Source organism: Acinetobacter junii (genome assembly GCF_018336855.1).
Taxonomy (GTDB): Bacteria; Pseudomonadota; Gammaproteobacteria; order Pseudomonadales; family Moraxellaceae; genus Acinetobacter; species Acinetobacter junii.
The window spans coordinates 1-24,269 of sequence record NZ_CP059558.1 but is presented as its reverse complement, the minus strand read 5'-3'; the positions used below and the strand labels follow the sequence as shown (position 1 = coordinate 24,269).

Below are 24,269 nucleotides of genomic sequence, written 5' to 3'. Positions count from 1 at the left end.
CTGTTGTGGTGTTTTCGGGTCTTATTCACATTAATTAATAATGTTTGCCTTACTTACGATCCAAAGAGTTATTAACGGATTAGATTATTGGGTCTGTATTGTAACTAGTTTGTACACTAAATCAAGTTGTGTATTGAATTTATCTTGAATACAACAACTGTTTGGGTGTTGTATAGTCAAGCCTCACGAGCAATTAGTATTGGTCAGCTTCACACGTCACCGTGCTTCCACACCCAACCTATCAACGTCCTAGTCTCGAACGGCTCTTTAGAGGAATAAATTCCTAGGGAAATCTTATCTTGAGGTAGGCTTCCCGCTTAGATGCTTTCAGCGGTTATCCCTTCCGAACATAGCTACCCGGCGATGCCACTGGCGTGACAACCGGTACACCAGAGGTTCGTCCACTCTGGTCCTCTCGTACTAGGAGCAGATCCTCTCAAATTTCCAGCGCCCACGGTAGATAGGGGACCGAACTGTCTCACGACGTTCTAAACCCAGCTCGCGTACCTCTTTAAATGGCGAACAGCCATACCCTTGGGACCTGCTTCAGCCCCAGGATGAGATGAGCCGACATCGAGGTGCCAAACACCGCCGTCGATATGAACTCTTGGGCGGTATCAGCCTGTTATCCCCAGAGTACCTTTTATCCGTTGAGCGATGGCCCTTCCATACAGAACCACCGGATCACTAAGACCTACTTTCGTACCTGCTCGACTTGTGGGTCTCGCAGTTAAGCGCGCTTTTGCCTTTATACTCTACGCGTGATTTCCGACCACGCTGAGCGCACCTTCGTACTCCTCCGTTACTCTTTAGGAGGAGACCGCCCCAGTCAAACTACCCACCAGACATGGTCCTCGTCCCGGATTACGGGACAGAGTTAGAACCTCAACATTACCAGGGTGGTATTTCAAGGACGGCTCCATTGGAACTAGCGTTCCAACTTCAAAGCCTCCCACCTATCCTACACAAGTAAGGTCAAAGTTCAATGTCAAGCTGCAGTAAAGGTTCACGGGGTCTTTCCGTCTAGCCGCGGGTACACTGCATCTTCACAGCGATTTCGATTTCACTGAGCCTCTGCTGGAGACAGCGCCGCCATCATTATGCCATTCGTGCAGGTCGGAACTTACCCGACAAGGAATTTCGCTACCTTAGGACCGTTATAGTTACGGCCGCCGTTTACTGGGGCTTCGATCAAGAGCTTCGCTTACGCTAACCCCATCAATTAACCTTCCAGCACCGGGCAGGCATCACACCCTATACGTCCACTTTCGTGTTTGCAGAGTGCTATGTTTTTAATAAACAGTTGCAGCGGCCTGGTTTCTGCGGCTGCCAACCGCTCAGGGAGCAAGTCCCATCACCGTCAGCAGCGTACCTTCTCCCGAAGTTACGGTACCATTTTGCCTAGTTCCTTCAGCAGAGTTCTCTCAAGCGCTTTGGTCTACTCGACCTGACCACCTGTGTCGGTTTCGGGTACGATTCCTGTGTAACTGAAGCTTAGAGACTTTTCCTGGAAGCATGGTATCAGCCACTTCACTGTACAAGTACAGCTTGCTATCGACTCTCAGCATAGAGCACCCCGGATTTGCCTAAGATGCATGCCTACGGTCTTCCACCTGGACAACCAACGCCAGGCTGACTTAACCTTCTCCGTCCTCTCATCGCATTACACAGAAGTATTGGAATATTAACCAATTTCCCATCGACTACGCCTCTCGGCCTCGCCTTAGGGGTCGACTCACCCAGCCCCGATTAACGTTGGACTGGAACCCTTGGTCTTTCAGCGAACGGGTTTTTCACCCGTTTTGTCGTTACTCACGTCAGCATTCGCACTTCTGATACCTCCAGCATACTTCTCAATACACCTTCATCGGCTTACAGAACGCTCCCCTACCACTTGACTAATGTCAAATCCGCAGCTTCGGCACATAGTTTTAGCCCCGTTACATCTTCCGCGCAGGCCGACTCGACTAGTGAGCTATTACGCTTTCTTTAAAGGGTGGCTGCTTCTAAGCCAACCTCCTAGCTGTCTATGCCTTCCCACATCGTTTCCCACTTAACTATGATTTTGGGGCCTTAGCTGGCGGTCTGGATTGTTTTCCTCTTGACTACGGACGTTAGCACCCGCAGTCTGTCTCCCGGATAGTACTCATTGGTATTCGGAGTTTGCATCGGTTTGGTAAGTCGGGATGACCCCCTAGCCGAAACAGTGCTCTACCCCCCAATGGTATTCGTCCGAGGCGCTACCTAAATAGCTTTCGGGGAGAACCAGCTATCACCAGGCTTGATTAGCCTTTCACCCCTATCCACAAGTCATCCCCTGGCTTTTCAACGACAGTGGGTTCGGTCCTCCAGTTAGTGTTACCCAACCTTCAACCTGCTCATGGATAGATCGCCTGGTTTCGGGTCTATACCCAGCAACTAAACGCCCTATTAAGACTCGATTTCTCTACGGCTCCCCTATTCGGTTAACCTCGCTACTGAATATAAGTCGCTGACCCATTATACAAAAGGTACGCAGTCACCGAACAAGTCGGCTCCCACTGCTTGTATGCATGCGGTTTCAGGATCTATTTCACTCCCCTCACAGGGGTTCTTTTCGCCTTTCCCTCACGGTACTGGTTCACTATCGGTCAGTCAGGAGTATTTAGCCTTGGAGGATGGTCCCCCATATTCAGACAAGGTTTCACGTGCCTCGCCCTACTCGTCATCATTATGTGTGCCCTTTCGTGTACGGGAATATCACCCTCTACGTTCGCACTTCCCAGAGCGTTCCACTAAAACACACATAACTTAATGGGCTGCTCCCCGTTCGCTCGCCGCTACTAAGGGAATCTCAATTGATTTCTTTTTCCCTAAGGGTACTGAGATGTTTCACTTCCCCTCGTTCGCTTCATAAACCTATGTATTCAGTTTATGATACCCGCCTTATAGCGGGTGGGTTCCCCCATTCAGAAATCTCCGGATCAAAGGATATTTGCCGCCTCCCCGGAGCTTTTCGCAGGCTATCACGTCTTTCATCGCCTCTGACTGCCAAGGCATCCACCACATGCACTTAATTACTTGACTATACAACCCCAAACAGTCGTTAACACATACAAGTGAGTGTTATCGTTGCAAACTTAATTGCTACTGGTTTGTTGTCTGTGAATTTAATCACCATACAGCTTCAATCTAAATTCATATACCAAAACGCTTGATTCAGTGTTTTTGCTAGTTCTCAATATGTTTAAATCAATCGAATTACTTCGATCAACTTAAATTCTTGAGTGAACAATTTATTTCAGACTCAATTTTCTAATCTGTTAATGATTAACTACCACCTCGTCGGTGCGTAGTAAACTGTGATAAATCACAGAGATTAATAAACCAAGAACAATTACTTGATCTTTTTTATTCATTAAACTCTATAATCTATTTAGCTCAGAATTAAATATTTCATTTAATTCATGGTGGAGACTAGGAGAGTCGAACTCCTGACCTCCTGCGTGCAAAGCAGGCGCTCTACCAACTAAGCTAAGTCCCCAGCTTTAATCATAATGAACGACATATCTTTTCATCTAGCAGCTTGTGATTATTCATCACTTCGTCAGTAGTGGTGGGTCTGACAAGACTTGAACTTGTGACCCCACGCTTATCAAGCGTGTGCTCTAACCAACTGAGCTACAGACCCTCAGATACATCTTCGAAGAACAACTTGTTGTGGATTCTTACCGGTCACCAATCTTTCGTTAAGGAGGTGATCCAGCCGCAGGTTCCCCCTACGGCTACCTTGTTACGACTTCACCCCAGTCATCGGCCACACCGTGGTAAGCGTCCTCCTTGCGGTTAGACTACCTACTTCTGGTGCAACAAACTCCCATGGTGTGACGGGCGGTGTGTACAAGGCCCGGGAACGTATTCACCGCGGCATTCTGATCCGCGATTACTAGCGATTCCGACTTCATGGAGTCGAGTTGCAGACTCCAATCCGGACTACGATCGGCTTTTTGAGATTAGCATCACATCGCTGTGTAGCAACCCTTTGTACCGACCATTGTAGCACGTGTGTAGCCCTGGCCGTAAGGGCCATGATGACTTGACGTCGTCCCCGCCTTCCTCCAGTTTGTCACTGGCAGTATCCTTAAAGTTCCCATCCGAAATGCTGGCAAGTAAGGAAAAGGGTTGCGCTCGTTGCGGGACTTAACCCAACATCTCACGACACGAGCTGACGACAGCCATGCAGCACCTGTATCTAGATTCCCGAAGGCACCAATCCATCTCTGGAAAGTTTCTAGTATGTCAAGGCCAGGTAAGGTTCTTCGCGTTGCATCGAATTAAACCACATGCTCCACCGCTTGTGCGGGCCCCCGTCAATTCATTTGAGTTTTAGTCTTGCGACCGTACTCCCCAGGCGGTCTACTTATCGCGTTAGCTGCGCCACTAAAGCCTCAAAGGCCCCAACGGCTAGTAGACATCGTTTACGGCATGGACTACCAGGGTATCTAATCCTGTTTGCTCCCCATGCTTTCGTACCTCAGCGTCAGTATTAGGCCAGATGGCTGCCTTCGCCATCGGTATTCCTCCAGATCTCTACGCATTTCACCGCTACACCTGGAATTCTACCATCCTCTCCCATACTCTAGCTTCCCAGTATCGAATGCAATTCCCAAGTTAAGCTCGGGGATTTCACATCCGACTTAAAAAGCCGCCTACGCACGCTTTACGCCCAGTAAATCCGATTAACGCTCGCACCCTCTGTATTACCGCGGCTGCTGGCACAGAGTTAGCCGGTGCTTATTCTGCGAGTAACGTCCACTATCCAAGAGTATTAGTCTCAGTAGCCTCCTCCTCGCTTAAAGTGCTTTACAACCATAAGGCCTTCTTCACACACGCGGCATGGCTGGATCAGGGTTCCCCCCCATTGTCCAATATTCCCCACTGCTGCCTCCCGTAGGAGTCTGGGCCGTGTCTCAGTCCCAGTGTGGCGGATCATCCTCTCAGACCCGCTACAGATCGTCGCCTTGGTAGGCCTTTACCCCACCAACTAGCTAATCCGACTTAGGCTCATCTATTAGCGCAAGGTCCGAAGATCCCCTGCTTTCTCCCGTAGGACGTATGCGGTATTAGCATTCCTTTCGGAATGTTGTCCCCCACTAATAGGCAGATTCCTAAGCATTACTCACCCGTCCGCCGCTAAGATAAGGTGCAAGCACCTCATCTCCGCTCGACTTGCATGTGTTAAGCCTGCCGCCAGCGTTCAATCTGAGCCATGATCAAACTCTTCAGTTAAAATCATTTTGCACCTTAGTTAAGACAAGGTGCTAATTCTGGCTCATCAATTTTCTGACTAAAAATTCGCTCAAATAAACTTCGAGAAATTTCTACCATTCAATCAATGAAAATTATTTCGATCGATCAACCAGTAAAAATCCACACAAGTTGTTCTTCTATTCTCTTAATGATCTTCTCGATGATTCGTCATCATCAAGCTAGGTCGGCTATATTACTCTAAATTTCTTTAAAGTCAACAGGTAATTTAGATATTTTTAAAACTTATCAAACAACCCAAGAATCTAACCACTTTAGCCAAATCCTTGTTTCTCAACAAGTTTTTATCCGCATCACCGCCGATGGATGTGCATTCTACAGCATTTCTAAACGCTTGCAACCCTGTTTTTTATTATTTTCTTTTGCATGTTTCTTTTTTCTACAAATCTGATGTTTTCGTTGTTTTTATCATCTATTTATGTACAAAAAGCAGGCTCATGGCCTGCTTTTTATTTTTTCCATTGCCGTATTAGTCAGTAAACGTCACACGGGCGATGGCTTTTTTACCAGACTGAATAATATAAGTTCCATTCTCTTTTACAGAGAAACTCATATCCACAACATTCCAATCGACTTTAACTGCACCACGTCCAACAGCATCTTTAGCTGATGCTGCATTCGGATTTAAACCCGCCACACGTAAAATAGTTGCAATAAATAATTCACCACCAAATTCAGCACGAGAAATGGTTACTTCAGGCGTATCTTCAGGAACTTCACCTTCAGTGATTCGATTCCCTGCACTCTTATGTGCATTTTCTGCTGCTTCTGCATCATGGAAACGTTCAACAAGCTCAAGTGCTAAGATGCGTTTAATTTCTTGTGGATTACGACCTGCAGCCATTTCCTCAAGTAGAACTTTAATTTCATCTAATGACTTAAAGCTAAGTAGATCAAAGTAACGTTCAATTAAACTATCTGGCATCGACAAGATTTTTTGATACATTGCACCTGGTGTGTCGAACACGCCAATGTAGTTGCCTAAAGATTTAGACATCTTATTTACGCCATCTAAACCTTCAAGAATAGGTACTGTAATACACACTTGTGATTCTTGACCATAACGACCTTGCAAGGTACGCCCCATTAACAAGTTAAAGGTTTGGTCTGTACCACCCAACTCAACATCTGATTCAAGCGCAATTGAGTCATAGCCCTGTACTAATGGATATAAGAACTCATGAATGGCAATAGGCTGATGATTGTTATAGCGCTTAGTAAAGTCATCACGTTCTAACATACGTGATACGGTTTGTTGGCTCGCCAATTGGATCAAATCAGCAGCAGACTTCTGATTGAACCATTCTGAGTTAAAACGGACTTTAGTTTTATTTGGATCTAAGATCTTAAAGACTTGTTCTTGGTATGTTTTTGCATTGGCAAGGACTTGTTCTTTTGACAACGGCGGACGTGTTGCACTTTTACCCGTTGGGTCACCAATCATCGCAGTATAGTCACCGATTAAGAATGTGACTTCATGCCCTAAATCTTGGAAGGTTTTTAACTTATTGATGAGAACAGTATGTCCTAAATGTAAATCAGGAGCCGTAGGGTCAAAGCCTGCTTTTACACGTAGTGGACGATTCTCTTTGAGTTTTTTCAATAAATCTTCTTCAGAAATAATCTCGTGCGTGCCTCGTTGGATGAGAGCAAGCTGTTCTTCGGCGGGCAAGAAATTTGACATCACAAAACCTAAACACATCAGTTATTCAATTTGTGCGATATACTAACATTTTTTCAGCGTCTTGCAGGGGAAGTTGTATATGAGCGCAATCTATATTGGTGTAATGACTGGCACAAGCATGGATGGTGTTGATATTGTTGCAGCTTCTTTTAATCCTTTAACTTTGCACGCAACCCTGACTGTTCCTTTTGATCCAGCGTTACGTGACGAATTGATGGCGCTCACTTTGCCTGATGATAACGAAATCGATCGTATGGGCAAAGCTGATGTGGCTCTGGCGCAGATGATTGGACATGGTATCAATGAACTGATCAAACAAAATAATTTAGATCGAAATCAAATTAAAGCAATTGGTTCACATGGGCAGACCATTCGTCATCGTCCTGAACATGGCTTTACCTTTCAAATCGGTGATCCCAATATTATTACTGAAATCACTCAAATCCCTGTTATTTCGGATTTTAGACGTCGGGATATGGCTGCTGGTGGTCAGGGTGCACCTTTAGTTCCTGCTTTCCATCAGGCCTTGTTTCAGCATGACAGTATTCATCGCGTCATCTTAAATTTGGGCGGAATTGCAAATGTCAGTATGCTACCTGCAAACAATGCGGACGGCGTATATGGATTTGATACAGGTCCAGCCAATATTTTGATGGATGCATGGTGTCATCGTCATACAGGTCATCCATATGACGAGAATGGTGACTGGGCTGCATATGGCAATCCCATTCGCTCATTGCTAGATCGTTTACAAACACACGAATTTTTTGCCAAAGAACCTCCGAAGAGTACGGGTCGTGAAGACTTTAATTTAGAGTGGTTGGATGAGCAGCTCAGCGATTGGCGAAGTGATTTAGAGTACGATGAACTTGAAGATACGCCAGAGAATGTTCAAGCAACCTTAATGAAACTGACAACTCGTGCAATTAAGAAAGCAATTTATCGCAGTAAAGATGCTATGCCGACAGGTGAAATTTATGTCTGTGGTGGTGGCGCATATAATTCATATTTACTTGAACAACTACGCTGGCGTTTGCGCAAGCATAATTGGTCTGTGCAAACCACAGATGCGCTGGGTCTTGCTCCAACGTGGGTTGAAGCCACAGCTTTTGCTTGGTTAGCGATGCGTTTTATGGAACAACTCAGTGGTAATTTACCAGCTGTCACGGGTGCATCAGGAAATCGTATCTTGGGTACAATTACTGCAGTGTAAATAGCAAAAAGCTTCTCGTATCGAGAAGCTTTTTTATATCTTTTTTAAACTTAAATCGAGAAAGAAGATCCACAACCACACGTCGTTGTTGCATTTGGGTTTTGTACAACAAAACGTGAACCTTCCAAACCTTCTAGATAATCAACGACTGAACCGACTAAATATTGATAACTTAATGAGTCAACCAACATTTTAACATCACCATTGGTAAATTCAGCATCGTCTTCATTAGCACTTTCTGCAAAGTTAAAACCATAAGAAAAGCCAGAACAACCTCCACCTGTTACATAGACACGTAACATAAGATCATTATTCCCTTCACTTTCGCGTAATTGGCGAACTTTTTTGGCAGCATTATCTGACAATTCAAGAGCTTGTGCGTTCATGATGGATATTCCTCGACTTTTCTTTGTCTTTCATACATAAAAGACCCGATATTCAGTATAGCATACTCAATATCGGGTCTGTATTTGAAGTTTTAAAGGGCTATTCAAAATACTTTTACAAGATTATTTGTAGTTTTCGTCTTGTAAGCCACATTCAAAATTCTTTGGATTTTCTTTACAACGGAATTGCCACAAAAGCTTCATCATGCGTTTATCGTAAATCCCTTTAGCTGTCAGGTTAATACGTGATTCACGCATAAGTTTTTGATAGCCTGGCTTATCAGACTCAGGAACTTCCATCCAATATTTTTGCGGAATATCCGCCTTCATTTTACCAAGGATACCAAATGCACGTGGTAGTTGGCTTTTAACCCACTCGCGTGACTTTTGACCAAATCCTGCTGGGAATTTATCTGGATGAATAATCAAATTACCTGTCACTTGTAAGATCGGATAATTCACAATTGCGCCTTTTGTACCCAAACCTTTATGCAATTCCAAAGGTTTAAATGCAGCTGCTGGCGCACCAATAATATCAACCTGACCGTTATTAAATTTTGCACCAAAGTTTGTAATATCTGAACTTACAGCCTGTGCACCGACTTGTGAAGCCATAATTTTTTGTGCTTCATCATAGTCTAATACCGCGATTTTCTTACCTGCAGCTTTTGCCACCGTATTAATATTACGATCATTAACAAGTAAATAAGCATCACCTACTGGGATCACACCGACAACTTCATATTTACCATTGACCATCGATTTTCCAAACACTGGGCTTGCAAGACCTTGCATCACTTTAACTGCAAGTTTTAAGTCAGTGATTGCACCAATTGCATCGAGAGAACCTGTAAATTTATTGAATTGGCGACCACGCATTCCTGTGATACTCACACCATCACATTTTCCAGCTTTAAAGTCTTCAGCAATTACAGCCTCATTGGTGCCAACTTTTAATTCGATATCAGCGCCCCAAGTCTTTGCAGCGAGCTGATAATCTTTCATAAGTGCGTAAACATCGCCACTTTTACCAACAATATCAAATACACAGATTGTTTGCTTTGCTTGAGCGCCTGCGGATACGACTGCAACACCTGTTGCGAGCATTAATGTTTTAAACCATTGCATGTTCTTTTTTCCTTTGCATTTTGGTGATTGTTGTGACATCACACCCAAAATCGTAGAACCACGTTTAATTCCCTAATGGTATATAAACGAAATCCCTCATCATCAATCGTAAATCTTCCTGATCAAAATATATTTTAATCTTCACGATTTCATTTGATTTTTATCTCATTATGATTACGAGATTTTAAAGTAAAGGCTATGACTTAAATGACGATCACAAAAAAACAAAAAGCCTAGATAAATCTAGGCTTTAAGTGTCATTTTTGGCAATTACTGATTATTCACCAGGTAATGCACATTCAAAGTTTGATTTGTTCACTGAACAACGAGATTTTTTCAATACAGACATCATACCTGCATCGTAAATACCACGCTTAGTCAAATCCATACGACCATCACGTAATAATTTTTGATACTTCAATGTATCTTCTGCGCTTAAGTTCATTTTGTACTTCGCTGGAATTTCAGCTTCGTAACGTTTGATCATTGCGAATGCTTTTGGAAGTTGCTTCACAAAGTAATCACGAGATTTTTGACCAAAACCAGCAGGGAATTTTTCTGGACGAATAACAAGATCCGCAGTTACTTGTAAAACTGGGAAGTTGAAGATACCACCATTAGTACCTAAACCCTTGCTCAATTCTAATGGTTTGTATGCATAAGCAGGCGCACCTACCATATCAACTTGACCATTGTTAAATTTAGCAGCGAAGTTAGAAATGTCAGAAAGTACTGCTTGAGCGCCTACGCGTTGTACCATGATTTTTTGAGCATCATCGTAACCCAATACAGCGAATTTCTTACCAGCAGCTTTTTCAATTGAGTTAATGTTCTTGTCACGTACGAAGATATACGCAGCACCCAATGGAGAGATACCCGCTACTTCATATTTGTTACCACCAAGATTAGTCGTCATCTTCGCAGCATTACGAGCGTCTAGAACGTAAGTAATCGCACGTTGAGCAATTTCATTGCTCGGCGCACCACCTAGAGAATCAATAGAACCCGCGAATTTGTTGTATGGACGAGCACGCATTGCTGTCATTGCTACAGCAGCACATTTACCAGCCTTGAAATTGTTGTCAGCAACTTGCTCATCAGTGATTGCTAGAAGGTTAACGTCAGCACCCCAACCTTTTGCAGCAAGTGCCCAGTCTTGCATCATTTTGTATGATTCACCTGACTTCCCTAATAAGTCGAATACACACACATCGATTTTTGCTTGAGCAGATGCTGACATGCCCATCATCGCAGTTGTTGCAATAGCTAATGCAATTTTTTTCATATTTTTCATCCTTTCACAAACTTTATGTTTGTCTCCTTGTTCGAAGCAAATATTAATCATGTTTTCTGAAAAAAAATAGAGCTTGTACTCTATTTTTATGTCAGGATTGTTTAATATTTGTCCTTTTTTATATCATCCACTTCTTTTATTAGACATTTTTGTGATAAGTCAAAAGTTATACGCTAAGGTTCACGATTTGAAATAACGTAAAACTTCTATTCTCCACTCAATGTACATTCAAAGTTTGTACGTTCAACAGTACAACGTGCACGTTTGAGTACGTTCATCATAGTAGCATCGTAAACGCCTTGTTTTGTTAGATTCATACGCCCTTCTCGTAACATTTTTTGATAGCGTACTTTGTCTTCATTCGATAGGTTAATTTTTCGGGCATTCATGCCTGATTCTAAACGTTGCACCATGGCAAAGTTACTTGGAAGTTTATTGATGAACCATTGTCTCGATTGAGTACCAAAATTTGCAGGAAATTTACCTGGACGAATAATCAGATCACCTGTGATATTCACAACAGGGAAATTAAACAAAGCACCATTTGCCAATCCTTTGCTAATTTCTAACGGTTTATAGGCATATGCTGGTGCAGCAATCACATCGACCTGACCGCTGTTAAATTTTTTCACAAAATCAGAAATATCGGATGGCACAGCAATCAGATCTAAGCTTTCAACAATTGTTTTTTGTGCCTGATCGTAATGCAAATAAGCGAATTTTTTTCCTTTCGCTTTTTCTATCGTATCAATTCGTTTATCCCGCACAAAAATATAAGCAAGACCGACTTCAATAATTCCAGCAACTTCGTATTTTTCTCCATTGACTGTTGCAGTCAGACGGCTTTTATTACGTTTGTCGAGCACATAACTAATTGCTTTTTGCGCAATTGCATTACTCGTTACTGCACCCACAGCATCAATCGAACCAGCGAATTTGTTATATTTACGCGCACGCATTGAGGTCATGTAAACCCCATCACACTTACCAGCATCAAAGTCTTGTTCAGCCTTTTGTTCATCTTGATAAGCAATTAACTCAACGTCACCCTGCCAAGTTTTTGATGCAAGCTTCCACTCTTCAATCAGTTTATAAGACTCCCCAGCCTTTCCTAACAAATCGAATACACAAATTTCTTGTTTTGCCTGCACAGAAGTGGTCATGGCAAAAAGCGTTGCAGCGCTCAGTGCCCAAAGTCCTTTTTTCATCTTGTTTTCCCTTAATTGCTGTTTTTGCATATTTTTCCACCAGCTAAGGACAAATATAGTCAGGTTTTATTTAAAAGCCTAGTCCTTTTGTCTACATATGTCGGGTTTTTCAGATATTTAACTATCCTGATCACACTTTCTAAAGAGTCAATTGACGATGTCTCATAGCAAAGCATTTGATTGAAATATTTGGACTAATCAGAACTAGGATCAGGATATTTACTATTCACCACCTAAGGAGCATTCAAAGTTTGTACGTTCTACAGTACAACGTGCGCGTTTCAGAACACTCATCATAATCGGATCGTATACACCTTGTTTCGTCAGATTAATACGTTCGTCTCTTAGTATTCGTTGATAGCGAACCTCATTTTCTTTGCCTAAACTCAATTTATATTTCGCGGGTATAGAGTCTTCTAGGCGTTTAACCATCGTAAAGCTTTTCGGTAGCTGTTTAACAAACCATTCCCGTGACTTTAATCCAAAATTAACAGGAAACTTTTCAGGACGAATAATTAAATCTCCTGTGATATTTACAACTGGGAAGGTAAACATGGCACCCGACTTTGCAATCCCTTTTTCAATCTCGAGTGGCTTATAGGCATATGCAGGTGCAGCAATCACATCAACCTGCTTGCTATTGAATTTTTTTACAAAATCAGAGATTTCTGAAGGTACTGAAATCATTTGTAAACTATCTACTACTGCTTTTTGAGCTATATCGTAGTGAAGATAGGCAAACTTTTTTCCTTTGGCTTTTTCGATCGTATTTAAATTTTTATCTTGTACAAAAACATAAGCCAAACCAAATTGTAAAATGCCAGCAACTTCGTAGTTTTGATCATCAACTTTTGCCAGTAATCGGTGCTTATTGCGTTTATCTAAAGCAAAACTAATCGCCTTTTGTGCTACATCATTACTGGTCACACCACCAATCGCATCAATCGAACCTGCAAAACGATTGTATTTGCGAGCCCGCATAGAGGTCATATACACACCATCACAGATTCCTGACTCGAAGTCTTTTTGTGCCTTCGCCTCATCCTGATATGGGATCAATTGAATTTCAGCTTGCCAATTTTTAGCCGTGACAGCCCATTCTTGCGTCACTCCAAATGTTTCACCTGCTTTTCCTAATAAATCAAATACACATACTTTTTGTTTTGCTTGAACAGTCGTTGCAAACCCCATCAATGTTAAGATTGATAAAGCAAATAGCCCCTTTTTCATTTTTCCCCCTATAAAAAAATAAAAACACACTTAAAAAAACAAAAAATTATTCACCACCAAGACTGCATTCAAAGTTTGTGCGTTCAACCGTGCAACGTGCACGTTTTAAAACACTCATCATGGTTGAATCATAAATATCACGCTTGGTTAAACTGATTCGTGCTTCACGTAGAATTTGTTGATAACGGGTTTTATCTTCCTGACTTAAATTAATTTTGTATTTTGCAGGTAAATCCGCTTCCATGCGTTGTATCAAGGTGAAATTACTTTTTAAGCGTCCAAGAAACCAATCTCGTGAGTTTTGTCCAAAATTACTCGAAAATTTTTCAGGACGAATAATCAGATCCATTGTCATATTTACAGCTGGAAAGGTAATGATTGCTCCATCCTCTCCAAGCCCTTTATATAGCTCTAGTGGCTTATATGCGTAGGCTGGTGCTGCCATGATGTCAGCTTGACCACTATTAAATTTCTTGGCGATATCCGAAATATCTGACAATACTGCTTGCCCACCTAGACTTCGAACAACAATTTTTTGTGCTTCGTCATATCCTAGCACCGCAAATTTTTTCCCTTTGATTTTCTCAATGGTGTTGATCTTTTTATCTCGGACGAAGATATATGCCAAACCAATTTCTGATATACCTGCGACTTCATAGCTCTGATTTCCGTCCCTACTTACCAAACGGCGCTGATTACGTTTATCTAAGGCAAAGCTGATTGCTTTTTGGGCTATTGCGTAGGTTGGAACTGCACCAATTGCATCAACAGACCCAGCAAATTTATTGTAAGTTCGCGCGCGCATAGAAGTCATATACACGCCATCACATTTCCCTTGTTGAAAATCCTTTTCAGCCTGAGCTTCATTTTGGTAACTGATCAGATCAATATCACCACGCCAAACTTTTGCAGCTAACGCCCACTCTTCAATCATTTTGTAAGCCTCTCCTGACTTACCTAATAGATCAAATACACAAACTTTTGCCGCATTTGATGATGTATTTACCCCCAAAATTAACATTGCCCCCAATGCCAAAATTCCCTTATTCATCCTGAATTCCTGTCGTATAGTTTTGGTCTTGTTACTTATTTTTTCATCTAAACTAAATAATAATCTGATTTTAAACACAGAAGTAGAGTTTTTACTCTATTTTTATCATCTAAATGCATTTGATTTCAGCTTTGCATAAATTCATATAAAAATTTGCAATCGCTTGGGATCACCTTAAAATGCGGCTATCTATTCGCTATTTTGCATACTCATGATCCAATTTGACCAAGTTTCTTTACGCCGTGGTGGGCGCGTTCTCTTCCAAAAAGCATCTATGCAACTTCATCCAGGCTGGAAAATTGGTCTCACGGGCGTAAATGGCGCAGGAAAATCTACGTTATTTGCAGCACTTTTAGGTGATTTAGTCGCTGATGAGGGAAATCTAAGTCGTCCATCTGTTTGGACAGTGGCTCATATGGCACAAGAAATTAAAGCCTTAGATATTCCTGCCATCGACTTCGTACTTTCAGGTGACGAAGAGTATTGGACGATTCAAGAAAAGCTCGCGCATCCTGATCAATTAAGTAATGAAGATTTGGCACAGCTTCATGGTCGTTTTGATGAAATTCATGGCTATGCTGCCCCTGCTAAAGCAGCACAACTGATGGCTGGACTAGGCTTTTTAGATCATCAAATTCGATTAAATGTAGCCAGCTTTTCAGGTGGATGGCGCATGCGACTTAATCTTGCCAGAACACTAATGAGTCGTTCAGATTTATTATTATTAGATGAACCAACCAACCATTTAGATTTAGATGCAATTTTATGGCTTGAGGACTGGCTAAAAGCTTATGAGGGTACTCTGGTTTTAATCTCACACGATCGTGATTTCTTGGATGCAGTGACTGATCATATTCTGCATATCGAAAATCAAGAATTAACCTTGTATACAGGAAATTACTCAATATTTGAGACCACACGAAGCGAACGTTTAGCACAACAACAACAAGCTTTTGAGAAGCAACAAGAAACACGTGCTCATTTACAGAAATTTATTGATCGTTTCAAAGCAAAAGCCACCAAAGCTCGCCAAGCCCAAAGTCGGATTAAACAATTAGAACGTATGCAGCAATTAGCACCTGCACATGTGGATACACCTTTCACCTTTAGCTTCCGTGAACCTACCAAAATGAGTTCACCATTACTTAGTCTTGATGGTGCAACCATTGGTTACGGTGACAAAGTCATCGCTGAAAAAATTCGTTTGCAGATTACGCCAAGCTCTCGAATAGGCTTACTCGGAATGAATGGCGCAGGTAAATCCACTCTAATCAAAACTTTGGTTGGTGACTTACCACTATTAGCTGGTGAGCGTAAAGCTTCTGAACTTCTTAATATCGGTTATTTTGCTCAGCATCAAATGGATGCTTTAGACGCGCATGCAAGCCCAATGCTTCAACTGGCACGTATCGCAGATAAACAAATCAGTGAAGCGTATTTACGCTCTTTCTTGGGTGGCTTTGGCTTCAGTGGCGAACGCATGGACACACCATGTGAGAGCTTCTCTGGTGGAGAACGTGCTCGTCTGGCTTTAGCCTTAATTGTTTGGCAACGTCCTAATGTACTGATTCTAGATGAACCGACTAACCATTTAGATTTAGATATGCGCCACGCTTTGACCATGGCATTGCAAGATTTTGAGGGTGCGGTGGTTTTGGTTTCGCATGAACGTCAATTGATTGCAAGTGTGTGCGATGATTTGTTACTTGTTCATGCAGGAAAATGCACAGAGTTTGAAGGTGATCTTCAGGACTATGCAAAATGGTTACGTGAAGCGCGCCAACAACAAATAAATGCACAGAGTGCTTCACAACAAGAGAGCAATTCATCTCAAGCTGCTGCTCCTAAAGTTGATAAAGAAGCTCAACGTAAAGAAGCTGCTCGCCGTCGTGAACTCACTCGACCTATCCGAAAAGACATGGAAAAAGTCGAAGCACAGATTGGTAAAATTCAACCACGACTCATTGAGATCGAAGAACTTCTAGGTGACACAACGCTTTATGAAGCAAATCGCAAAAACGATCTTATGAAGCTCATGAATGAACAAAATGAACTCAAAGCCAAATTGGAAAATTTTGAAGAGCAATTATTAGAATTTATGATGAGTTTAGAGGAACTTGAAGGCTCATTTGAAAACTAAGTAACATCCCCTCCCTAACCATACCTAATGTGTAGTTAGGGTTTTTCAATTTAATCAATACAAGAAAAATAGAAACTCAAACTCAATTACATCGATAATCCACATTTAAATACCATGTCTTTTTCTATCTACTCAGTTAAATTAAAAAATGGAATTTTCCTCAAAAATTGAGCTTTGTGTTTAGGCTCGATATACTCAGCTCCCATCATTCTAAAGTTGTGACTTTCGATTGACGTTTAAAACGTCTACTTTCTTAATATTTTTTGTACTTCAATTTGGTAAGTACCCGATTTGGACTCATACAAACTGAATGAATTCTTTAGATTTTATTTTTAATTTTGAACATTTTCTTCCAATCTTGATCCAAGAATATGGCGTTTGGATCTACGCTATTCTTTTTTTAATTATATTTGCAGAAACCGCTTTTGTTTTTATGTTCTTCCTCCCTGGTGATAGTTTATTACTCACTGTTGGTGCACTCTGCTCAGTCATTGAAATGATGCATCTTGGCTATATGATTAGTTTATTGTTTGTGGCCGCAACATTGGGCTATATGGTGAATTATCATATTGGTCGTCATTTTGGTGATCGTATTTTTAAAATGGATTCACGCTTTATCAAACAAGAATATTTAAGAAAGACTAATACATTCTTCCTAACTCATGGTGGTAAAACGATTCTTCTCGCACGTTTTATTCCTTTTGCGCGCTCTTTTGCCCCTTTAGCAGCGGGCTCTGGCAACATGAATTATATGCGTTTCGTAGTCTATAACGTTTTAGGCGCATTGTTATGGATCAGTGTTTTAGTCACCGCTGGATATTTATTTGGTCATGCCTTAATTCAGGTGAATGATTTGGTTGACCAATAGCAAAGGTTCCACGTGGAACAAAAAAGAGCTTAAAACCAGTTTAGTTTTAAGCTCTTTTTTATAATGATCTTAAAGTTAATCTAAGTATCATTTAAATTGTTGGTGATACTCATTGCGCAATTTAACCAACTCTAGTGCCTGTACTTTGGCTTGTTCGAGCTGCCCCTTTTCAACCAAAGCATTGACTGAATCAATTTGAGCTAACAATAGATCTAAGCCATGTTGATATGCTTTAAGCTGTTCATCATCTTTAGACACACCTTCAAGCTTATGCGGTGAAGAAGCCTTTGATGCAACAGCTGCTTTGCGCATAAGCATCAATTGTTTCTTCGCTTCTGCTAAATCCTGAGTTTGAGCAAAAGCCGTCATACTTTTAGCCAATACTCGCATATCTGTTTCAAGTTGATGAGCAGATACACCTTGATTGAACATCAACACACTTGCAAATAAAGTAGCTAAGCAAAATCCTTTTTTCATTAAAAATATCCTTTTTAGCGCTTAAGCATCAATATCTGCATTCAAGGCATTCTCTTCAATAAATGCACGACGTGGTTCAACATCATCCCCCATTAAACAAGAGAACATACGATCAGCTTCAATGGCATCATCAATCGTCACTTGGAGCATATGACGGTTTTCAGGATCCATCGTGGTTTCCCAAAGCTGCTCAGCATTCATCTCACCCAAACCTTTATAGCGTTGGATCATCATGCCGCGACGAGAATCTTGCAAAATATGCTGCCATACTTGATGGAAACTATTCACCTGAATACGACGATCGCCCTTCTGCAAATAAGCGCCCGTTTCGAGCAACGTAAACCAGCTCTTCGCATTCTTCAGTAAGCGTGCATACTCAGCAGAGTTTAACAATCCTGCGTCAAGCAAATATGAATGTGGCAAGTTATGTACATACACGGTGACACGTGGCCAATAATGAGCTGATTTCTCGCCGTGTGAGTTCTCACGTTCAAATGATTCTAAAGAAATCTCTGGACGTAAACTTGGTTGGAGTTTCTCAATTGCAGCACGTAATTGTTCTGCCCAAGACTCCACATAATCACGCTCGTGATTGTGATCCGCTTTAAAAGCTTCTAGTTCAAGCAGACCATCTAACAAACTCGCAGGATAACGTAGTGTTAAACGCTGCAAGCTTTTTTGCGACACTTGATAATCTGCAATAACTTTAGCTAAAGCTTCACCCGTAATCGCAGGTGAATCTGCACTTATATGCAAAGCAAGTTCATCAATCGCATTCGAAATAAGGTAGGTTTCTAATGCATCATTATCTTTGATGTATTGCTCTTGCTTACCTTTCTTTAATTTATACAAAGGTGGCTGAGCAATATAAATATGACCACGCTCTACCAATTCTGGCATTTGACGGAAGAAGAAAGTCAACAACAAGGTACGAATGTGTGAACCATCAACGTCCGCATCAGTCATGATAATTATTTTGTGATAACGTAATTTATCAGGGTTGTATTCTTCACGACCGATACCACAGCCTAAAGCTGTGATCAGCGTTCCGACTTCCTGACTTGAAATCATCTTGTCAAAACGTGCTCGTTCAACGTTCAGGATTTTACCTTTCAACGGCAAAATAGCCTGCATCTTACGGTTACGACCTTGCTTGGCACTACCGCCCGCAGAGTCACCCTCGACTAGATACAGTTCAGACAATGCTGGATCTTTTTCCTGACAGTCGGCTAATTTCCCTGGCAAACCTGCAATATCTAAAGCGCTCTTACGACGTGTCATTTCACGCGCTCGACGAGCTGCATCACGAGCTCGAGCCGCATCAATAATTTTGCCCGCGATTGATTTTGCTGCTTGAGGGTTTTCAAGCAAATAAGCTGAAAACTCTTTATTCATTGCTTGTTCAACAGCAGGTTTAACCTCACTCGAAACTAACTTCTCTTTGGTTTGAGAAGAGAATTTTGGATCAGGAACCTTTACTGAAATAATTGCAGTCAAGCCTTCACGAGCATCATCACCTGAAACAGCCACTTTCTCTTTTTTGAGTAAGTTTTCATTTTCCATGTAGCTATTTAAACCACGGGTCAAAGCCGCACGGAAACCTGCTAAGTGAGTACCACCATCTTTCTGTGGAATATTGTTGGTAAAGCAACGAACATTCTCTTGATAGCTATCATTCCACTGCAATGCCACTTCTACACCAATGCCATTGTCAGCATCAGTCGTGAAGTGAAAAATTTCATTGAGATGTGTTTTGCCTTCGTTAATGTATTTAACGAATTCTGATAAACCACCTTCGTAATCATAAACATTTTCGAGATTAACGCGTTCATCACGCAATACGATACGCACACCCGCATTCAAGAAAGAAAGCTCTCTTAAACGACGTGCGAGGATATCCACACTAAAAATGGTCTGACTAAAAGTAAGCTCACTTGGCCAGAAACGAACAGTTGTTCCTGTTTTATCTGTCTCACCCACAACCTTCAATGGATATTGAGGATCGCCATGGCAATATTCTTGCTCATGAATTTGACCTGCACGTTGAATGGTCAAATGCAATTTTTTAGACAGGGCATTTACAACTGAAACACCGACACCGTGTAAACCACCAGAAACTTTATAACTGTTGTCATCAAATTTACCACCTGCATGCAGGATAGTCAGAATCACTTCTGCCGCAGATACACCTTCTTCAGGGTGAATATCTGTCGGAATACCACGACCATTATCAGATACGCTAACAGATTCATCTTCATGAATCGTCACTAGAATTTCATCACAGTGACCTGCTAGTGCTTCATCAATCGCGTTATCCACCACCTCAAATACCATATGGTGCAAACCTGTACCATCATCGGTATCCCCAATGTACATACCAGGACGTTTACGAACCGCGTCTAATCCACGTAATACTTTAATGCTAGAGGAATCATAAGCCTTTTCATTTGTTTGTTCTGTTTGAGAGACTGATTGAGACTCTGAACTCATGGTTACTCCCTAGTTAATATCGAATCTATCCAAAAATGAGGAAATAAAATTATGGTGCAGCAAGACTGACTTGACCGTGTACAACATGGAACAATTGAAAGGAAATCGACAAATCATGTAAGTGTTTTAATACCGACGCATGGTCTAAGGTGGTCAGAAAAACCTGACTTCCTAACTGACTCAGTCGCTCAATTAAACGTTGTTGTGCAGCTACATCTAACTCTGCTGTCAGATCATCTAATAATACCACAGTTTCCTTATTACTCGCATGTAGCATTGCAATTTGTGACAGTTTTAATGCCATGATTAACAACTTTTTTTGCCCTCGAGACAACACATCATCAGCGTTACCTTGTGGGGTTTTTAGACGTAAATCAGCCCGATGCGGACCGTATTCAGTATATCGACGCTCAAGGTCTTTTTGATGTTGTTGAATAAGGTCTTGAAACAAGCCTTGCTCAGTATGAAATCCTGAATAGTATTCGAGTTCAATATCAATATCTGGCAAAAGCTGCTGTAAATCTTCACGAAAATATTGATTCCATTGCTCAACGATACTGATCCGTTGTGAATGTAAAATTTCACCATATTCACTAAGCATTTTGTTCCACGGCTCAAGTTCAGACAAACTGAGATTTCGACGTGTTTTTAATAGACTGTTTCGTTGTTTCAGAGCACGCGAATAATACTGCCAAGCAAAATAAAACTCAGGTTCCACGTGGAACATCAACCAATCCAAGAGCTGACGACGAGGTTTAGCACCATGATCGATAATATCGGTACTTTGCGGATCAATATGCTGCAAAGGGAGCAACTTTGCTAGCTGCCCTTGCGTTGCAATCGTATCGCCATTGACCTTAATTAATTGCTCACCAGAAATGAGTTTTTTCATGCCGACACGTTCAGTTGCGGACTGAGCAAATACGATCGCATCATTACACTGATGCTGAATATAATGTTTTGGAATATGCGTGCGAAAGGAGCGTCCAGTTGCTAACAAATGAATAGACTCTAGAATTGATGTTTTTCCAGAACCATTCGCACCATAGAAAATATTAAACGGCTGCAACTCAGTGAGTGCAACCGTCTTCAAATTTCGTACACGTTCTATATTTAAACGCGTGATTTGCATGATTTAAACCTAATACAACAATGCAAATTAAACTCGCATAGGCATAACAACATAAGTTTGATCAGGATGCGCAGGATCTTGTACCAATACCGACTGATTCGCCTCTGTCATACTCATTCGCACATCATCACCATCAAGAACACTCAACACATCAAGGATATATTGAGCATTAAAAGACATTTCAAGAGGTGCATCTTGATATTGGATTACTAAATCTTCACTCGCCTCGTCCTGTTCAGGGTTATTGGCGCGTAATTGCAATGTATCTTGGCTAAAATTCAAGAAAACACCACGTAATTTCTCATTACTTAAAATTGCAACGCGTTGTAGCGATTGCTTAAACACATCATGTGCAATCAACACATGTTTGTCACCACCACGAGGAATCACACGGCGATAGTCAGGGAATTTACCATCAATCAACTTAGTCGTAAAACGAACTGTAATATCACCCTGTTCCTTATCTCGACTTGGCGTATTGATAGTTACATTCAACAACTCACGACCGATTAATAAAGTGAGTTGTTCATCTTCAATACTGAGCAAACGTTGTAACTCCCCTACTGCCTTGCGAGGAACGATAGCTTGAATTGAAGATGTCGCTGTTGATGAAGCTAACACCTCACACAATGCTAAACGATGACCATCAGTTGTCACTGTACGCAACTGATTTTGATCAATTTCTAGTAATGTTCCTGTTAAATAAAAGCGAACATCCTGAACTGCCATAGCAAATGCAGTCTTTTCAAATAAACGTTTGAGTTCACGCTGAGTGACTTGAACTTGCGTGCCTAAACTATTCTCAGTAGAAAGTAGCGGATAGTCTTCAGCTGGAAGAGTACCCAATACAAAACGACTGTTACCTGATTTCAAGATACAACGTTGATCTTCCGTGATTTGTAAATCAATCAAAGCTGCACTAGGGAGTGATTTACAAATTTCGACTAATTTACGCGCAGGAACCGTCGTTTCACCTGCTTCTATACAAGCACCATCAGCTAAGGTCGTACTTGCCACCAACTCAACTTCCAAATCAGAACCTGTGATCGTCAAGGCCTGCTGTGTGGTTTGAATTTTAACGTTTGAAAGAATATTCAACGTATGACGGCGCTCCACCGCACCCACAACGTGTGACAAAACATTGAGTAAACTTTCTTTAGCGATTTTCAAACGCACGATTTTATTCCTCTTACAACGGAAGCCGATAAAAATGTTAGCAGTGTACTATGCTGCACTTAAAACGAGTTTGCAACTCTGAAAATGAGTTTAACTTTGTAACAGACGAAGTAGATTTTTATAATCTTCATTAAAAATCGGATCTTCTTCGCGAAGACTTACAACCTTTTCACAAGCATGCATCACCGTACTGTGATCTCGACCACCAAAGGCCATTCCAATCTCAGGGAAACTATCCCCTGTCAATTCACGTGCTAGACCCATTGCTAACTGACGAGGGCGAGCATAAATACGGGTACGCTTCGGTCCAACCAATTCTTTTAAGGGAATACGGAAATACTCACTCACGACACGTTGAATATTCTCGACACTAATCGTTCTCGCTCGAATCGCTAAAACATCTTTCAATGATTCACGTACCACATCAAGATCAATAGAGGTACCTTTAAAGCGAGAAATAGCGACAACCTTATTCAACGCGCCTTCAAGTTCACGAACGTTTGCCACTACTTGTTGAGCGATAAATAAAGCACAATTGCGAGGTAAATCAACACCACTATTTTCAGCTTTTTTAAGCAAAATCTCGATACGAGTTTCAATATCTGGTGGTTCTACACCCACCGATAAACCCCATGAAAAACGAGAAACCAAACGAGGATCCAATTCAGTTAATTCTTTTGGATAACGATCTGAAGTTAAAATAATTTGCTTGGATTCATCTAACAGAGCGTTAAACGTATAGAAGAACTCAACAAGACTTGCTTCTTTACCTGCAAGTAAATGAATATCATCGACCAATAATAAATCTAGAGAACGACAGTTTTTCTTAAATTCTTCAACTTTGCCTTTTTGCAAAGAGCTTACAAAGTCTTGTACAAAACTTTCAGAAGTCATGTACATCACACGTGCATTCGGTTTTGCTTGTAACAGCGCATTTCCGACAGCTTGCATCAAGTGTGTTTTACCCAAACCTGTAGGGCCATAGAGAAACAATGGATTATGTTGCGATGCACCAAGCTGCGTTAAAACTTTTCGACAAGTTTCAGCTGCCATCTGGTTTGAACGACCTTCGACAAATAAAGAAAAAGTGAATAAAGGGTTTAATTGTCTTTTCTTAGGAATTTTAGAAACTGGGGGATTCGCTTGAACCAATTCAGCTTCTTTTTTTACTTTCATTGGGGAAGGTACTGCTGTGCTCAAAGCAGCTGTCGTTGTTGCAGGCTGTTCACTCGAAGATAAAATCGTTCCAGGTCTTGAATCTACCAATATCTCTACTTGACGCACTCGCCCTTCAGACAGTTGTTCAGCCAATATAGAAATCAACTCGAGATGATTATCTTGAATATAACGAGTCCAATAAGGGTTGGGTGCATATAAACGCATCACACCATCCACTTCTTCTGCAACTAACGGGCGAATCCACATCGCAAAGACGTTATCAGATAGCTCTTGTCGCAAGCGAGTTAAGCAGTCTGTCCAGAGCAT

The 24,269-nt window shown here is 41.4% G+C and carries 15 protein-coding genes, 2 tRNA genes and 2 rRNA genes; 3 read left to right on the top strand and 16 right to left on the bottom strand.

Annotated features, from left to right (window positions below; all coding sequences use genetic code 11):
• Window positions 1-172: 172 nt before the first annotated feature.
• The 5 genes from H2677_RS00100 to tyrS all read right to left on the bottom strand — a co-directional run bounded on the left by H2677_RS00100 (window position 173) and on the right by tyrS (window position 7,009).
• Window positions 173-3,066: ribosomal RNA gene (locus H2677_RS00100) — 23S ribosomal RNA — on the bottom strand.
• A 381-nt stretch (window positions 3,067-3,447) separates the two neighbouring features.
• Window positions 3,448-3,523 (bottom strand) — tRNA-Ala (locus tag H2677_RS00095).
• 70 nt (window positions 3,524-3,593) lie between these two features.
• A tRNA-Ile gene (locus H2677_RS00090) sits at window positions 3,594-3,670 on the bottom strand.
• Window positions 3,671-3,729: 59 nt separating this feature from the next.
• Window positions 3,730-5,268, bottom strand: a 16S ribosomal RNA gene (locus H2677_RS00085).
• The 16S and 23S rRNA genes sit together here with 2 tRNA genes alongside, the layout of an rRNA operon.
• A gap of 508 nt (window positions 5,269-5,776) precedes the next feature.
• Complete coding sequence (gene tyrS / locus H2677_RS00080; protein WP_212638904.1) at window positions 5,777-7,009, bottom strand: tyrosine--tRNA ligase; 1,233 nt, start codon at window positions 7,007-7,009, stop codon at window positions 5,777-5,779.
• Between the two features lie 61 nt (window positions 7,010-7,070).
• Here tyrS and H2677_RS00075 point away from each other — a divergent pair, with 61 nt between their 5' ends.
• Window positions 7,071-8,204, top strand: coding sequence for an anhydro-N-acetylmuramic acid kinase (locus tag H2677_RS00075; RefSeq protein ID WP_212638903.1), 1,134 nt, complete (start codon window positions 7,071-7,073; stop codon window positions 8,202-8,204).
• Window positions 8,205-8,254: 50 nt separating this feature from the next.
• Here the strand turns inward: H2677_RS00075 and erpA are convergent, their stop codons facing one another.
• The 6 genes from erpA to H2677_RS00045 all read right to left on the bottom strand — a co-directional run bounded on the left by erpA (window position 8,255) and on the right by H2677_RS00045 (window position 14,501).
• Entirely contained in the window at window positions 8,255-8,590 is a 336-nt protein-coding gene (gene erpA / locus H2677_RS00070; protein ID WP_004914604.1) for an iron-sulfur cluster insertion protein ErpA, read from the bottom strand.
• A gap of 123 nt (window positions 8,591-8,713) precedes the next feature.
• Window positions 8,714-9,718 (bottom strand): putative solute-binding protein, encoded by a 1,005-nt coding sequence (locus H2677_RS00065; RefSeq protein WP_004914600.1) that lies wholly within the window; start codon window positions 9,716-9,718, stop codon window positions 8,714-8,716.
• 277 nt (window positions 9,719-9,995) lie between these two features.
• Entirely contained in the window at window positions 9,996-11,003 is a 1,008-nt protein-coding gene (locus tag H2677_RS00060) for a putative solute-binding protein (RefSeq protein WP_004950025.1), read from the bottom strand.
• Window positions 11,004-11,218: 215 nt separating this feature from the next.
• A complete protein-coding gene (locus tag H2677_RS00055; RefSeq protein WP_005404003.1) occupies window positions 11,219-12,220 on the bottom strand; it encodes a putative solute-binding protein in 1,002 nt (333 codons plus the stop codon).
• 222 nt (window positions 12,221-12,442) lie between these two features.
• Window positions 12,443-13,450, bottom strand: a complete 1,008-nt coding sequence (locus H2677_RS00050) for a putative solute-binding protein (protein ID WP_004950022.1) — start codon at window positions 13,448-13,450, stop codon at window positions 12,443-12,445.
• A 46-nt stretch (window positions 13,451-13,496) separates the two neighbouring features.
• A complete protein-coding gene (locus tag H2677_RS00045) occupies window positions 13,497-14,501 on the bottom strand; it encodes a putative solute-binding protein (protein WP_168154965.1) in 1,005 nt (334 codons plus the stop codon).
• Between the two features lie 211 nt (window positions 14,502-14,712).
• On the opposite strand from H2677_RS00045, the gene H2677_RS00040 reads away from it, so the two are divergent.
• Window positions 14,713-16,641: an ATP-binding cassette domain-containing protein gene (locus H2677_RS00040; protein ID WP_212638902.1), complete on the top strand. Its 1,929-nt coding sequence runs from the start codon at window positions 14,713-14,715 to the stop codon at window positions 16,639-16,641.
• A 310-nt stretch (window positions 16,642-16,951) separates the two neighbouring features.
• A complete protein-coding gene (locus H2677_RS00035) occupies window positions 16,952-17,509 on the top strand; it encodes a VTT domain-containing protein (RefSeq protein WP_004950015.1) in 558 nt (185 codons plus the stop codon).
• 87 nt (window positions 17,510-17,596) lie between these two features.
• Here the strand turns inward: H2677_RS00035 and cybC are convergent, their stop codons facing one another.
• The 5 genes from cybC to dnaA form a co-directional block, all read right to left on the bottom strand.
• Window positions 17,597-17,986 carry a cytochrome b562 gene (cybC, locus tag H2677_RS00030; protein ID WP_004914578.1) on the bottom strand — a complete coding sequence of 130 codons (390 nt, stop codon included), beginning with the start codon at window positions 17,984-17,986 and terminating at the stop codon, window positions 17,597-17,599.
• 21 nt (window positions 17,987-18,007) lie between these two features.
• Window positions 18,008-20,476, bottom strand: coding sequence for a DNA topoisomerase (ATP-hydrolyzing) subunit B (gene gyrB, locus H2677_RS00025; protein ID WP_004950013.1), 2,469 nt, complete (start codon window positions 20,474-20,476; stop codon window positions 18,008-18,010).
• A 49-nt stretch (window positions 20,477-20,525) separates the two neighbouring features.
• Complete coding sequence (gene recF / locus H2677_RS00020) at window positions 20,526-21,608, bottom strand: DNA replication/repair protein RecF (RefSeq protein WP_004914572.1); 1,083 nt, start codon at window positions 21,606-21,608, stop codon at window positions 20,526-20,528.
• A 27-nt stretch (window positions 21,609-21,635) separates the two neighbouring features.
• Window positions 21,636-22,784 carry a DNA polymerase III subunit beta gene (dnaN, locus tag H2677_RS00015; protein ID WP_004914569.1) on the bottom strand — a complete coding sequence of 383 codons (1,149 nt, stop codon included), beginning with the start codon at window positions 22,782-22,784 and terminating at the stop codon, window positions 21,636-21,638.
• Window positions 22,785-22,874: 90 nt separating this feature from the next.
• Window positions 22,875-24,269, bottom strand: a complete 1,395-nt coding sequence (dnaA, locus tag H2677_RS00005; RefSeq protein ID WP_004914566.1) for a chromosomal replication initiator protein DnaA — start codon at window positions 24,267-24,269, stop codon at window positions 22,875-22,877.

Coding starts and splice junctions, on each gene's coding strand:
- tyrS (WP_212638904.1), bottom strand. CDS start 7,009: ATGTGTTTAGGTTTTGTGATGTCAAATTTCTTGCCCGCCGAAGAACAG.
- H2677_RS00075 (WP_212638903.1), top strand. CDS start 7,071: ATGAGCGCAATCTATATTGGTGTAATGACTGGCACAAGCATGGATGGT.
- erpA (WP_004914604.1), bottom strand. CDS start 8,590: ATGAACGCACAAGCTCTTGAATTGTCAGATAATGCTGCCAAAAAAGTT.
- H2677_RS00065 (WP_004914600.1), bottom strand. CDS start 9,718: ATGCAATGGTTTAAAACATTAATGCTCGCAACAGGTGTTGCAGTCGTA.
- H2677_RS00060 (WP_004950025.1), bottom strand. CDS start 11,003: ATGAAAAAAATTGCATTAGCTATTGCAACAACTGCGATGATGGGCATG.
- H2677_RS00055 (WP_005404003.1), bottom strand. CDS start 12,220: ATGAAAAAAGGACTTTGGGCACTGAGCGCTGCAACGCTTTTTGCCATG.
- H2677_RS00050 (WP_004950022.1), bottom strand. CDS start 13,450: ATGAAAAAGGGGCTATTTGCTTTATCAATCTTAACATTGATGGGGTTT.
- H2677_RS00045 (WP_168154965.1), bottom strand. CDS start 14,501: ATGAATAAGGGAATTTTGGCATTGGGGGCAATGTTAATTTTGGGGGTA.
- H2677_RS00040 (WP_212638902.1), top strand. CDS start 14,713: ATGATCCAATTTGACCAAGTTTCTTTACGCCGTGGTGGGCGCGTTCTC.
- H2677_RS00035 (WP_004950015.1), top strand. CDS start 16,952: ATGAATTCTTTAGATTTTATTTTTAATTTTGAACATTTTCTTCCAATC.
- cybC (WP_004914578.1), bottom strand. CDS start 17,986: ATGAAAAAAGGATTTTGCTTAGCTACTTTATTTGCAAGTGTGTTGATG.
- gyrB (WP_004950013.1), bottom strand. CDS start 20,476: ATGAGTTCAGAGTCTCAATCAGTCTCTCAAACAGAACAAACAAATGAA.
- recF (WP_004914572.1), bottom strand. CDS start 21,608: ATGCAAATCACGCGTTTAAATATAGAACGTGTACGAAATTTGAAGACG.
- dnaA (WP_004914566.1), bottom strand. CDS start 24,269: ATGCTCTGGACAGACTGCTTAACTCGCTTGCGACAAGAGCTATCTGAT.